Genomic DNA, 12,514 nt, shown 5'->3' on the forward strand with positions numbered 1-12,514 from the left:
GCATCAGAAGTGACTTTCCACGCTGGGCTTGATCTCGAGGGTGACGCCCTCCTGAATGACCACGACGACCTCCTTGGCAGCGCCGACCTCGACGATCGGTCCGGCCTGACGCGCAAGGTCGAGGTAGAAGTCGGTCAGCTTGTCCGAGGACTTGGAAAGCCCCCCGGCGATACCGGTCTTGGCCGCATCGCCCGCATCGAGCGTGCGCACCGTGCCGAGCGCCGAGGTCGAGGTCGAACCGAAAGTGTTCTCGACCGACTGGCTGATGCCGCTGATGGTGCCGGCGAGGAAGCTTCGCGCCAGCGCCGCGCCGGCGCGAGTCACCACCCGGCCCGACAGGCCCTTCTTGCCGTCGGCGTCGACGAAGAAGCCCTTGACCGGCTGATCGACCACCGAGTGTTCGTCGAAATCGACGCAGGACAGCGAGACCAGCTGGACCTCGACGCGCTCCTTGGCGAGGCTGCCGGTCGCATTGCCGATGACGAAACAGCCCGAAAGGTTCGCCTTGACATCATTGGGGAGCACGGCGGGCGCCTGGACGCGGGCGATGATCGGTTCCGGATTCGAGGTCGCGTCCCGGCTCGCCAGCGCGTCCACCCCCGTCAGCAGCCGCGCCTTCATGAAACCAGGCGGCAAATAGATCGTCCGATTCTTTTTTTTCGAGTCTGCGGCATTTCCCGCACCGTCCTTCGGAATGACCGGACTGGTTGCCGCGCCGATCGAACCAACGACTTTCTCAACTGGCGGTGCCGGCGGCGCCGCCGGAGGCACCGGCGGGATGGGCGCCGAAGGCAAGGCCGTATCGGCTTCGGATGGCGAGGGCGGGAAGGGCGGTGCCGCTCCAGGCAGTGCGGGCGGCAGAGCCCCGCTATCGTTATCCTCGCCAGCTACAGCCGCACCATGCGGCACGACCTTGCCTTCCTCGATCGCGGTCACCCGGTCGCCGAGCAGCTGCTGGCCGTCGAGGATCTTCTTGAAATCGCCGCGCAGCTTCTCCTCGAGACTGTCGCCGCGCAGCCCCGCACCCATGTCGAGCTTGGATGCAGCAGGCGCGACCTTCTCAGGTGCATCGCCGCGGCTTGCCAGGTAAAGACCACCGCCCAGAACCGCGATCGTGCCCGCGAGTGCCGCTTGCTTGACCCTCAGCCTCGCGGTCGAACCGAGCGCGTCCCAGCGGGTCTTCCAGTCGGCAAATGCGGGCAGGCGCGCCTGCTTGCCATCGGCCAAGGCCTGCTGCGCCAAATGTGCGCGATACGAATGCTCCGCGCCGGGCGCTTCGGTGCTCGGCGAGCGAGCGCCCTCATCTGCGGGCTTGTCGTCGGCGCTCATTGCTCTTCTCCCCGGCGCACAACAATGAGCCGCGCGGTCTCGCCGGCTTTCAGCGACAGCCGGTCAAGCGAGACAGCGAAGATGTTGGCGCCGAGCGCGCGGTCGAGGAACGCCCGCTCATCCAGCACCACGTCGGCACCGGCGGTGACCAGATACTCCGATGCCGACAGCCCCGCGCCTTCGATCGCCACGCGGCGGCGCTCGCTAAGCCTCGCGGCGGGAAGTCCGGCCAGGATCATGCTGTCGCTGCGCGGCGCGACTTCGGCAAAGCTCGCTGGCACCCGGTCCTGCAGCAGCGCCAGCGTGATCGAAACCGCGCGGTCTTCCTCGACCAGCGGCCCCAACAGGTCGGCATTCGCCTTGGCCCGTTGGCTCGCGCCCGGCGCCAGCGTCACCGTCTGCGCCGGAATGTCCGAAGGTTCGGCGTAGAGCGGGTAGATCGCTCCGTTGCATGAGATGAAGAATTCGGACGGGGTCGTCACATAGCTGCGCGTGACCTGCCCGGAGTCATCGGTCTCCTTGACCAGGAACTTGATCCAGGCGTCCGCCCCGGCTTTCTCGACCGCGATCGCCTTTTCCGCCGAGAACTTGACGTCCTCGATTTCGCCGCCCTCGCAGATCACATGGTTGATGTCACGATTGGACAGGCGAATGCTGCTCGTCTGATCGGGTAGCGCGATGATCGGCTGATTTGGCGCTTGAGCCATAGCGGGCGCGGTGGGCGTCAGGATCAAGGCGGTGAGCAGCACCGCCGGGCAGGCGCTTGTGCGCCGCCGTTTACCGGGTTTCGGCATCGAAATTTTCCTCTGTGAGCCTGGTGAGCCAGAAGCGGCCATTGTCGATCGCGTAACCGATATGGAGATTGCCGCGGAACTTGCGGATCACCCCGCCAATGACGCGGACCTTCTCGACAGGCACGACGATGTCGGTCTTGTCCCAAGTGACGGGCTGGTCGGGGCGAATATACGTCGCGATCGACAGCGTCGGATTGTCGGCCAGCTCGTCGAGAATGCCGTTGAAGCTGTCGCGCATGGCGTTGTAGGCGCTGGGATGGGCGAGGCTCAGCAGTTCCTGGAACTGCTTGTCGGCGCTGTAGGCCGAATAGGTGCCCGACAGACTAACGATGTTGCGGGTCATGGTTCTGAGATACGCGGCCGAGGGCGTATTGCCGGTCACATAGAGATCGCCACCTGCCCCGAATGGCACGATCACCGTGCGCTGGTTCTGGTTGGTGGTGTAGATCAGCGTACCGAGCACCGCGCTCACGCCGAACATCCCTGCAATCGCGAACTTCAGGAGCCGGTTCTCCTCGAAGAGGTTCGCCGAGCCCTGCAGGTAGCGATGGAGGCCGTAGCTCGCGGGCTTTCCCGCCAGGGGATCCTCGTCTGACCGCTTGCGGAATTTGAGAAAGGGCATGGGCGTCCTCACTCGAAGAAGCGGGTCTGGGTCGGACCCGGATAGTGACGGAAAGCGACCAGCCCCCAGCGCCAGGCGAGGTGCGAGAGAAACCCGCGCGGCTTCGATCGCTTCCAGGGAATGAAAAGGAGAAGGGCGCCGATGAGCGTCCAGCCGACCAGTCCGCCGACGATGACCGCGACGAAGATGGTCGACATCACCAGGATGAACTCGTCCGAGCCAAACCAGAGGATCTGGACCGGGCCGTGCAGATACTGGGGCAGACGCTCGTCCAATGCCCTTCTCCTCCTGCTTCATGACACCCGTCGTCAGGGGTCATTTCCGAAGGCCGACCATCGGCCTCCAGCTCGTGTCAGGGCGCTCCGGATTCCGCTCCACATCGGGAGCCGGAGCGTCCCTCGTGGATCAGATCACCATGCCGAAGGTCTGGAGGATGGTGTCCGACTTGATCAGGCAGACCGCGGCGACGATGGTCGGGATGCCGACCATGACGTTCGAAAACAGGCGGCTGACACCGAACAGAAAGGCCGCGACGCCGCCGACAAAGCCGAGCGGACCCTTGACCCCCTTGTTCACGACAATGTCGTAGATGTCGTAGCCGAGGTCGCCCGCCGCTGGCGCGGTGAAGGCATGGGCGCTGGTGCTCGCCAGCGCGAGGACGGCCAAAGGGACGCCGAGATTGGCGATCCCCAGTGCGTGACTGCGAAGTGTCTTGATCATCTTGCTACTCCGGTTGGTGAAGCCACCCGAATTTCTGCCTGCCGGCATCGATGAAGATCGCTGTCGGCCGACGCGCGCGGTGGGCGGCTCCAAGCTGGCCGCGAGCGCCGGCATTCCGGTCCGCCCGGACCCGGCCGCTCGGCCGGAGGACAGGCGTCCGCCATGTAGGATGGGTTGCGGCGAGCGGCGCCGCGCCGCCCGTCAGCGCGCGGCATCGACGCTCCCCTTCTTGCCGTCGAGGAAGGCCTCGAGCTCGGCCTGCTGGAAACCCGAAATGAGCTTGCCGTTGACGATCAGCGTCGGCGTGCCAGCGACGCCTATTTCGCGCACGATCTCGGCATCGGCCGCGACCTTGGTCGCGCCTGCGGCGCATTTTGCCAGTTCTTTGGGCGCGGCGCCGGCATAGATGGCGTGGAATGCGGCCTCCCGGTCGGGCGAGCACAGGATGTGCTCGGCCTTGGCGGCCGCCGCCGGGTGAATCCCGCTGACGAAATAGACCAGCCTTCGCACCGGCTTGCCCTCGGCCGTCTTCGCCGCCCAGAACTTTTCCAGCGCGCGGCAATAGGGGCAGTCGGGGTCGGTGAACTCGATCACCGTCGGCGCCTTATCGGGGCCGATCACCAGCGCCTTGGCCGGATCGATCAGCTTCAGCCGCTTGCGCGCGCTCGCTTCCTGGGCAAGCGCCGTGACATTGACGCCGTTGCGGTCGTAGACGGTGGCGAACAGGATGTGCTCGCTTGCCGGCGCGTAATAGAGGATCCGCCCGCCCGCGATCGCCTGATAGATCGGACCCTTGACCGGCGCCGGCCCGAAATCCTCGAACTTCAGATTGGTGAACGTCTCGTGGAGCTGACGCTGAGCGGCTTCGGCCGCTTCGCTGAGCACCCTGGTCGCACCTTGGGCTTCGGACTTGGCGTCGCCGTCCGGCGCGGCCAGCGCGGCGCTGGCACCCAGGAGCAGCGCGAGGCCGCAGGTCGCGGCATAAAGCTGACCGTACTTAGCGAGTTTCGCCATGGGAGATGTCCTTCTGTTGGGAGGGGAGAAGCGCCGTCCGATCGATGTGGACGCTGGCACCAAGGGGAATTGCACCACGCGGAAATGGGATGTTCTGCGGCTCTCGCGGTGTCTCGCAGCGGATGAAGAAGCCGCCGTCAGCCTGGGCGATGACGAGGCGCGGGTGCCGCGGCTGCGGAACGACCGGTCGGGGGTGCCGCGCCGGATGGGCCTCGGCCGTGCCCGCCACAAGCGCCAGCAGTGCAAGGCTCAAGCAGATCCTTCGATATCGATACATTGACCGCTTCCTGCCCGTGGTTGGTGCACCCGGTTCTGGAACCCCACGAGCGGGGAGCCGTTATCGGATGCAGTTCGTGGGAGAAGGAATGGTGTGTTTGACTTCAAAGCCGCAAGGTGCAGGCCATTGTCATGCGGTTAGGCTTGCGTCATCGTTCGAAGCGCCAGCGAGTTACGCTTTTGGTTACTAATTCGTTGTAGATGTGCCCGGTCGAGGAGCCGGCGGGAGGAATTCGAGGATCGGCTCAGCAAGATGAGAAGGGACGAGTCGCGCGGTGGGAAGGGTATCGAGAACCTTCAAACTGAAACTGTCGCCCGCCGGGGTCGAGCTGTTCCTCGACTGTCATTGCCGGCTTGGCCATCTCGTCAAGGAACTGCTTCCCTTTGGCAACACACTTTACTGCGCGCTTCTCTATCTGGATCACGTCGATGTGCAGCTCATTGCTGACGATCTGAAAACCTTGAGGGATTCAGGGCTCAATGGGGATCGCGTCTGCTTCGTCGGCGCCCCCCTGTCGCTGACCGATGTCATGTCGCGGGTCGCCGCGCGGCTCGGACCCGCGTCGCAGCGGCGCGGACCAACGGCCCTCAATTCGCGGCTGTTCATCGTTGCGCTGAAGCAGTTTCGCCTCGCGCCGTCCGAAGCAATCCTTGGCGCCTATGACGAAATGCTCAGTCAAGCGGGCGATTATTTGAAGATCGGTAAGACATTGCGGTCACGTCGTACGGAGCTCGGACCGATCGGGCAATAATGGCCTGAATTTCGATTGACCAATTGTGTATCAGACACCAATTCCTGACTGTCGAGCTGCCGTGGCGGGCGATTAGCTGCAGTCAGGAGTAGGTGATGCCGCAGGAATGCATGGCATCCGGCTCAGACGCATCGTCGCTTGCCGAAATCAAGCAGATGTCAGGCCGGAGGATCGAAAATGGACGCAAACGCGAAGGTCTCACGCAGTCGATGCTGGCAAAGCGTGTGGGTCTTGGCGTCAGTTGGATCCGAGAGATCGAATCGGGCAACCCCAAAACGAAGATCGACGATCATCTGCGCTGCTCCGCGGCGCTTCGGATTTCGCCGAGCTACATTTTCATCCCCCTGCTGTTCACGGTGCATGGGTTGCGGTTCGCCCCGCAGCTGCTTGCCGGCAACCTCTTCGAGCTCGAGCGCCGCTGGCTTCAGTTCATCGTCGATCAGAACATTGCCGACATGCGCAAGACACTTTTCGACGGCGGAAGCGATGACCTTCTTGCGGAACAGAGATGAAACCGGGCCGGTCGCGATTGCGGCATGGCCCAAATCGCAGGCCATCCCGCACGAAGAATTTGCCAACAAATCTCAAAAATATAGGGCGGAAAGGTCACATGAGAAACGGCCATCGTTCGAGCTTCGGGCGCAGAAGTCACATTTATCAATCTGCGAGGAGTTTCATCCATGGTGCGAAACTGGCCGCCTGCGGCAAATGAATTTTCTGGCGCTTCCGATAATGGCGCAACGCAGTCGATCCGCACGGGATTGTTGGACTTCGAGCACATCACCGGGGCATCCGGTGGCCCACGATGACCTGGAGGGTGAGAGTCGGCCGCACCGGCAGCACGCATTCATGCTCGAAGGAACTGGTTCAGCAGGCACCGCAGATGAGGATGAGGTTCACGCCACGGGGCTTCGGATAGCGAACTGGTGGCTGAAGGCCCGCCGCTTGCGGGAAGAAATGTTCGGTTCCGAGATGTTTGCCGAACCCGCCTGGGACATTTTGCTCGATCTCTACACGGCCGAAGCCAAGGGCGAGAGCGTGCAGATTTCCAGCCTCGCCGTAGCCGCACGCGTCCCGCACAGCACAGCCATCCGCTGGGCGAAGAACATGACTCGCTCGGGATTTCTGGTCCGGGAAAGGGATCCGACCGACGCCCGCCGCGTCCACATCCGACTGAGCCCCTGGGCCAAGGAACTGATGGAGAATTACCTTGCCAGATTGATCGGCCATGGGGCTTCATCGACGCAGATCATGCTCGAGCCTTCAGGATGAACTACCCACAAATCTCGTAGAACCGTGCGGAAACTCATCAGGGATATTTGTGCGGCAATCTTTTCAACACTTATTGCGGGCGATAGAGGCTCGGTGAGTATTCTTTTATGCGCCGCCCTAAACGGAAGGATCCCGATAGATGGACAATCAGCCGGTTGCCGCCCTCGACCTGCTCGCTCTAACAGCCGATATCGTTTCCGCGCATGTTTCCAACAATAATTTGTCTATTGCCGATGTGCCGGCGTTGATTGTCAACGTTCATGCCTCGCTTGCTGGACTGGGTGCCGCGGATGAACCTGCAGCGGCTGAACAGGAGCCAGCGGTTTCGATCAGGCGATCGGTCAAGCCGGACTACATTGTCTGCCTCGAGGACGGCAAGAAACTGAAGATGCTCAAGCGCCATCTGATGACGCATTACCAGCTGACGCCTGACCAGTACCGCGCCAAGTGGAACCTGCCGACCGACTATCCCATGGTCGCGCCCGACTATGCCGAGCGGCGGCGCGCGCTGGCGAAGAAGATCGGCCTTGGCCGCAAGCCGGGTAAGGTTGCAGCGAAAGCACCGCCCGCGCCGATGGCGAAGGCACCCCGCAAGAAACTATCCGCTACTCCTTTTCAAGGCTGAGGAACGCTCGTCATTCCTGGGCCTCTGGATCACCACCGACTGGAGAAATTTGATGAACAATGCCGAACTCGCCGAACTGGTCGCCACCGCCAACGATCTTACCAAGGCGGATGCCCGCAAGATCGTCGATTCCGTGTTTGTCTCGATCGGCGAAGCCGCGGCGCGTGGTGAAGAGGTCGCTTTGAATGCGTTCGGGAAGTTCAAGGTGAAGCATACTCCGGCACGCGAAGGCCGTAACCCGGCCAATGGCGAGACAATAATGATCGCGGCCTCCAGGAAGCTGACCTTCTCGGCAGCGAAGGCGGTGAAGGACAAACTTAACGGATGATCCTTCGCACCGACTCTTGACCTTCGGCAACCGTCGTCGCGCAAGCAGCCTCCCGTCCCCGACGGGGGGCTGTCGTCATTTACGATTTCTATCGTCGCTGGCGCAATTTCCATTCTCGTAACGAGTTCGCCATCATAACGGCTGCGGCAATCGAGTGCGGCAAATCGTCCTTCACGCGGTCTGCCGATTTCCATATCATCAAAGTGCTTCATGGCCGTTCGGCAGGGTTTCGGAAGGAAACCTGTCGGTGCAACTGTCCGGCCAAATTTCTCCACATCGGTCGCCGCTTGCCAGTTCCATGGCCAATTTTTGGTCGCGGAACGCGGTTCCCGGATACGGGCTTTGTCTTGGTCCCGACCCCACGGAGGGAGGGGGAAAAGACATAGCGGCACGCTTCGGGTGTCTTCCTGGCGCGCCATCATCATGACCGCAGAGACTGGCGTCGTTCATGCCCGCTATGTTCGCATCAAGAAGTTCGCGGAATTGACCGGCTACACGGAGAAGGCGATCTACCACAAGATCGAGAACGGCACCTGGCTTCAGGGCCGTCACTATCGCCGTGCGCCCGACGGCCATATCTGCATAGACATGGAAGGATTCTACCGATGGGTAGAAGGGGCCGCGGGTCCGGTGTAGAGCCGTTGAAATCCTGCATACGCGTTACATTCGTCTGGCTTGGCAGGCGCTGCCGGGAAACGCTCGACCTTCAGCCTACGCCCGCCAACATCAAGGCCGCAGAGCGGTTGATGGCGAAGGTGTTCCAGGAGATCGAACTCGGGGTCTTCGACTACGAAACCACATTCCCGAAATCTGCTCAGACGGCCGGGGTGCGGGGGTTCACGACCATTGCCAGGGAGTGGCTCGAAACCGTGACGGCGGAAAAATCGACCATGCAAGGCTACACGGCGGCAATCGAGAAGATTTGGGGGCCGGCATTCGGCGAGCGCCAGTTGGCCAGCATCAAGCCCAGCGAGATCAAGCGAGAAATCGCCAAGCTGGCCAAGCGTGTCAGCGGAAAGACCGTCAACAACAACCTTATTCCTTTGCGCGCCATTTTTGCCACTGCGGTCGACGATGGGATTATCGACCGATCTCCCCTCGAGCGGATTCGTAACCTCAGCCATCAGGCGCCGATGCCCGATCCATTCGACCGCGAGGAGATGGAGCGGATCCTTGTCTACCTACGCGACTACTTCGACCAGCAAGTCTGGAACTGGTACGAATTCGCCTTCGGAACGGGTATGCGACCGAGTGAACAGATAGTCGTCCAGTGGAGCGACATCGACTGGAAACGCCGGACCATCCGCGTTCAGCGAGCCCGCGTACGTCACGTCCTCAAGTCGACCAAGACCCGAAGCGCTCGAGATGTCGATCTCACCAGCCGTATGATCGCCGTGCTCCAACGGCAGAAAGTACACAGCTTCATGCGGGGTGCGGATACACCGGTCTTCATCAATCCGGTGACGAACACGCCGTGGCCGGACGTACAGGATCAGCGCAAACTTTATTTTCATCCCGCCCTGCGGGCATTGGGCATCCGGAGCCGCGATGCCTATCAGACGCGTCATACTTACGCGACGACGGCGCTCATGGCGGGCGTGAACCCTGCCTACATCTCACGGCAATTAGGTCATCGCAGCGCGGCCATGCTGTTCAAGCATTATTCGAAGTGGATCGACGGTGCTGACGGCGGGCGAGAAGCAGCGAAACTCGAGGTTCTCTACAGCAGCGATGAAGGTGGCTCGGCAAGGGCCGAACAGGCGTAAGCCGCGCCGAATTGGGTGTCGCTGCCGGTGGTATTGCGACGTGCTTTGGTGGTGACCCCTACGAGAATCGAACTCGTGTTTCAGCCGTGAGAGGGCCGCGTCCTAACCGCTAGACGAAGGGGCCAAATGCCGCAAAATTCTATTGCAAAAAACGCAATACTCCCACGACGCTCCCACGGAGCAAGTACATATGCAGCGAAATCAGCCACATAAGTGGTGACCCCTACGGGACTCGAACCCGTGTTTCAGCCGTGAGAGGGCCGCGTCCTAGACCGCTAGACGAAGGGGCCATATAGCCATTTGAAAGCCTGCCTGGCGCAGCACCGGATGGTGACCCCTACGGGACTCGAACCCGTGTTTCAGCCGTGAAAGGGCCGCGTCCTAGACCGCTAGACGAAGGGGCCATTCCGAGCTGCGCCGGAGGCAGGACCGGCCCTCTAGCGGTGGGTTGCGGGGGGGTCAACCCCCTGATCGCAGATAAATTGCACTCTTTGTGGCACGCTATTGAGGCAGGCTGGTTTCAGTCCGCAAATGCGGCATCGTCGATATGCAATTCGGCTTGGGGGCGGCTGCCCCAGTCGTCGATCTTCGCTCGTCCGGCAAGCCAGAGGCGGCGCCCCTGCGAGGCATGGAGGAGGGCCTGGCCCATCTCGGTTTCGGCCGAACGGAAGGCCATGGCCTTGAAACGGCCCCCATCCGTTCCGCCGACGATCAGCCGGACGTGGTCTGCGCCCACGATGTCGGCCTTGACGATCCGCACCGGGCCGACTGCGACGCGCGGCCCCGGCCAGCCCATGCCGTAGGGACCGGCGCTTTCCAGCGTTTCGACCAGCGTAGGAGTCAATCCGCCCGGTGCGAGTGCGAGGTCGAGCAACATCGCCTGGTTCGCGCTGGCATGGGCCACATCGGTGGCGAGACGCGAATCGAGCCATTCGGACAAGGCTTCGAGCTTGTCGGGCGCGATAGTCAGCCCCGCCGCCATGGCATGTCCGCCGCCCGCCACGAGCAGGCCTGCCTCGCGCGCGGCAATGATCGCGGCGCCAAGGTCGACCCCGGTAATCGAGCGTCCCGATCCCTTGCCGTTGCCCGCTTCGTCCGCGTCGAGCGCGATGACGAGCGTCGGCTTGCCGGTCTTTTCCTTGATCCGCCCGGCCACGATGCCGATGACCCCCGGGTGCCACCCGGCTCCGGCGAGTACGAGCACCGCGCGGTTGTGCTGGCGATCGATCTGCGCTTCGGCCGCTTCCTGAACCACCTGCTCGATCGCGCGCCTCTCGTCGTTGAGGCGTGAGAGCTGGGCAGCGATGTCGCGCGCTTCGTCGGGATCGGTGGTGGTCAGCAGGCGAACGCCCAGCGTCGATTCGCCCACGCGGCCCCCGGCATTGATGCGCGGGCCGAGGGCAAAGCCCAGGTCGCTGCACGTTGGCGCGCGGTTGAGACGGCTTGCGTCGATAAGCGCCGACATGCCGATGTTGTCGCGCCGGGCCATGACCTTCAGGCCTTGGGCGACGAGGGCGCGGTTGAGGCCGTGGAGCGCGGCGACATCGGCCACGGTGCCCAGTGCCACGAGGTCGAGAAGTGCGAAAAGGTCTGGTTCGCGGCGCTCGGCGAAGAAGCCCTGACGGCGCAAGGTGCGCACAGTGGCGACGGCAAGCAGGAAGGCGACACCGACGGCGGCAAGATGGCCGTGATCGGCGCCGATGGCGCTTTCGTCGAGACGGTTCGGATTGACCAGCGCAGCGGCGCGCGGCAGTTCCGGCGAGCACTTGTGATGGTCGACGACGATCACGTCGACACCCGCGCCGTGGGCCATTTCCAGCGCTTCATGCGCCATCGCGCCGCAGTCGACGGTGACGATCAGACTGGAGCCTTCTCCGGCAATGCGTACGAGCGCCTCTCCCGATGGGCCGTAGCCTTCAAGCAGGCGGTCGGGAATGTAGTAGCGGGCATCGTGCCCCAGTGAGCGCATCAGCAGGATCAGCAGGGCTGCGCTCGTCGCTCCGTCGACGTCGTAGTCGCCATAGACCGTCACGGCCTCGCCGGTCATGATCGCCTGTGCCAGCCTTTCGGCGGCGGCGTCCATGTCGCGGAATTCGGACGGATCGGGCAGGAAAGCCCGCAGCGAGGGGGTGCGATGGCGGTCCAGCTCCTCACGCGGGACGCCGCGCGAAAGCAGGAGCTGGGTGACGATGTCGTTTTCCAGCCCGCCCGGGCCGTCCGAGAGGTCCATGTTGCCGCCGCGCCAGCGCCAGGCCTTGCCGGTGAGGGATTTGTCGATGCCGAAGAGTGAAGCAGATCGAGAAGCCATGCCATCCCGATTATACGAGCGCGTCACCAGCGGGAAGGCTTCAGCCCACAGGTTCATGCCCTTTCAACAGGGCAGGGCGTGACAGCGGGCCCCGATCGGGCCTAAATTCGCTGGATGGCAGCGCTTCCCCCCGATCTGGCAATCCGCCCCATGGGCCCGGACTTGTTGCCGTGAGCGAGGCAGTTCTCGCCGTCATCTGGCATTCGCGGACGGGCGCCTCGCGGGCGATGGCGGCGCAAGTGGCCGAGGGGGCCGGAAGCCGCGCGCGGCTGATTGCAGCGGCGGATGTCGTGCCAGAGGATCTGCTGGTCGCAGGTGCCTATGTCTTCGTCTGTCCGGAAAATCTCGCGACGATGTCCGGCATGATGAAGGAGATGTTCGACCGCTGTTATTATCCGGTGCTCGGCCGCATCGAGGGCAGGGCCTATGCCACTGTCATTGCGGCGGGATCGGATGGGGCGGGCGCACAGGCGCAGATCGATCGCATAGCCAGGGGCTGGCGGCTCAAGCGGGTGGCCGAACCGATGATCGTCAATCTGCAGGCGCAGACGCCGCAGGAAATTCTCGCCCAAAAGACGGTCCCGAGCAGGCGTCTGGAGGAATGCCGAGAACTGGGCGTGTTGATGGGCGAAGGGCTTTCGATAGGCATTTTCTGAAGTGGCGGCCTGCCGGATTAAGTTTCGGCAACCGGCTCGACGGCGTCGGGGG

General features: G+C 63.0%; 16 protein-coding genes and 3 tRNA genes. 8 read left to right on the forward strand and 11 right to left on the reverse strand.

Features of this window, described 5'->3' with window-relative positions; translation table 11 throughout:
• Positions 1–3: 3 nt before the first annotated feature.
• From PP1Y_RS18110 to PP1Y_RS18140, 7 genes are all read right to left on the reverse strand, one after another.
• Positions 4–1,329 carry a TraB/VirB10 family protein gene (locus tag PP1Y_RS18110; protein WP_041558984.1) on the reverse strand — a complete coding sequence of 442 codons (1,326 nt, stop codon included), beginning with the start codon at positions 1,327–1,329 and terminating at the stop codon, positions 4–6.
• On the reverse strand, positions 1,326–2,123 hold the full coding sequence (locus PP1Y_RS18115; RefSeq protein ID WP_041558985.1) for a type-F conjugative transfer system secretin TraK: 798 nt from the start codon (positions 2,121–2,123) through the stop codon (positions 1,326–1,328). The genes PP1Y_RS18110 and PP1Y_RS18115 overlap by 4 nt, the downstream gene beginning before the upstream one ends.
• Positions 2,107–2,745, reverse strand: a complete 639-nt coding sequence (locus PP1Y_RS18120) for a TraE/TraK family type IV conjugative transfer system protein (protein WP_013833525.1) — start codon at positions 2,743–2,745, stop codon at positions 2,107–2,109. Before PP1Y_RS18120 ends, PP1Y_RS18115 begins: the two co-directional genes overlap by 17 nt.
• An 8-nt stretch (positions 2,746–2,753) precedes the next feature.
• Positions 2,754–3,020, reverse strand: coding sequence for a type IV conjugative transfer system protein TraL (locus PP1Y_RS18125; protein WP_013833526.1), 267 nt, complete (start codon positions 3,018–3,020; stop codon positions 2,754–2,756).
• Positions 3,021–3,150: 130 nt separating this feature from the next.
• On the reverse strand, positions 3,151–3,465 hold the full coding sequence (locus PP1Y_RS18130; protein WP_013833527.1) for a hypothetical protein: 315 nt from the start codon (positions 3,463–3,465) through the stop codon (positions 3,151–3,153).
• 201 nt (positions 3,466–3,666) lie between these two features.
• Positions 3,667–4,479: a DsbC family protein gene (locus PP1Y_RS18135; RefSeq protein ID WP_013833528.1), complete on the reverse strand. Its 813-nt coding sequence runs from the start codon at positions 4,477–4,479 to the stop codon at positions 3,667–3,669.
• On the reverse strand, positions 4,463–4,732 hold the full coding sequence (locus tag PP1Y_RS18140) for a hypothetical protein (RefSeq protein WP_041558986.1): 270 nt from the start codon (positions 4,730–4,732) through the stop codon (positions 4,463–4,465). Before PP1Y_RS18140 ends, PP1Y_RS18135 begins: the two co-directional genes overlap by 17 nt.
• Positions 4,733–5,030: 298 nt before the next feature.
• Between PP1Y_RS18140 and PP1Y_RS18145 the strand changes: the two genes are divergently transcribed.
• The 7 genes from PP1Y_RS18145 to PP1Y_RS18175 all read left to right on the forward strand — a co-directional run bounded on the left by PP1Y_RS18145 (position 5,031) and on the right by PP1Y_RS18175 (position 9,498).
• On the forward strand, positions 5,031–5,507 hold the full coding sequence (locus PP1Y_RS18145; protein WP_013833529.1) for a hypothetical protein: 477 nt from the start codon (positions 5,031–5,033) through the stop codon (positions 5,505–5,507).
• A gap of 110 nt (positions 5,508–5,617) precedes the next feature.
• Positions 5,618–6,019, forward strand: a complete 402-nt coding sequence (locus tag PP1Y_RS18150) for a helix-turn-helix domain-containing protein (RefSeq protein WP_232512442.1) — start codon at positions 5,618–5,620, stop codon at positions 6,017–6,019.
• On the forward strand, positions 5,994–6,779 hold the full coding sequence (locus tag PP1Y_RS25835) for a MarR family transcriptional regulator (protein ID WP_148275008.1): 786 nt from the start codon (positions 5,994–5,996) through the stop codon (positions 6,777–6,779). Before PP1Y_RS18150 ends, PP1Y_RS25835 begins: the two co-directional genes overlap by 26 nt.
• A gap of 139 nt (positions 6,780–6,918) precedes the next feature.
• Entirely contained in the window at positions 6,919–7,404 is a 486-nt protein-coding gene (locus PP1Y_RS18160) for a MucR family transcriptional regulator (RefSeq protein WP_013833532.1), read from the forward strand.
• A 52-nt stretch (positions 7,405–7,456) separates the two neighbouring features.
• Positions 7,457–7,732 carry an HU family DNA-binding protein gene (locus PP1Y_RS18165; protein ID WP_013833533.1) on the forward strand — a complete coding sequence of 92 codons (276 nt, stop codon included), beginning with the start codon at positions 7,457–7,459 and terminating at the stop codon, positions 7,730–7,732.
• 423 nt (positions 7,733–8,155) lie between these two features.
• Positions 8,156–8,368 (forward strand): excisionase, encoded by a 213-nt coding sequence (locus tag PP1Y_RS18170; RefSeq protein ID WP_013833534.1) that lies wholly within the window; start codon positions 8,156–8,158, stop codon positions 8,366–8,368.
• Positions 8,338–9,498: a site-specific integrase gene (locus PP1Y_RS18175; protein ID WP_013833535.1), complete on the forward strand. Its 1,161-nt coding sequence runs from the start codon at positions 8,338–8,340 to the stop codon at positions 9,496–9,498. Before PP1Y_RS18170 ends, PP1Y_RS18175 begins: the two co-directional genes overlap by 31 nt.
• Before the next feature lie 49 nt (positions 9,499–9,547).
• Here the strand turns inward: PP1Y_RS18175 and PP1Y_RS18180 are convergent.
• The 4 genes from PP1Y_RS18180 to recJ form a co-directional block, all read right to left on the reverse strand.
• Positions 9,548–9,622, reverse strand: a tRNA-Glu gene (locus PP1Y_RS18180).
• A 90-nt stretch (positions 9,623–9,712) separates the two neighbouring features.
• Positions 9,713–9,788: transfer RNA gene (locus tag PP1Y_RS18185), tRNA-Glu, on the reverse strand.
• A gap of 38 nt (positions 9,789–9,826) precedes the next feature.
• Positions 9,827–9,902, reverse strand: a tRNA-Glu gene (locus PP1Y_RS18190).
• Between the two features lie 116 nt (positions 9,903–10,018).
• The gene (recJ, locus tag PP1Y_RS18195) at positions 10,019–11,806 is read right to left on the reverse strand and encodes a single-stranded-DNA-specific exonuclease RecJ (RefSeq protein ID WP_013833536.1); all 1,788 of its coding nucleotides are present in this window, start codon (positions 11,804–11,806) and stop codon (positions 10,019–10,021) included.
• 170 nt (positions 11,807–11,976) lie between these two features.
• On the opposite strand from recJ, the gene PP1Y_RS18200 reads away from it, so the two are divergent.
• On the forward strand, positions 11,977–12,462 hold the full coding sequence (locus PP1Y_RS18200) for a flavodoxin family protein (RefSeq protein ID WP_013833537.1): 486 nt from the start codon (positions 11,977–11,979) through the stop codon (positions 12,460–12,462).
• The last annotated feature ends 52 nt before the right edge of the window (positions 12,463–12,514 follow it).

The organism is Novosphingobium sp. PP1Y, assembly GCF_000253255.1.
In the GTDB taxonomy this organism is placed as follows: Bacteria; Pseudomonadota; Alphaproteobacteria; order Sphingomonadales; family Sphingomonadaceae; genus Novosphingobium.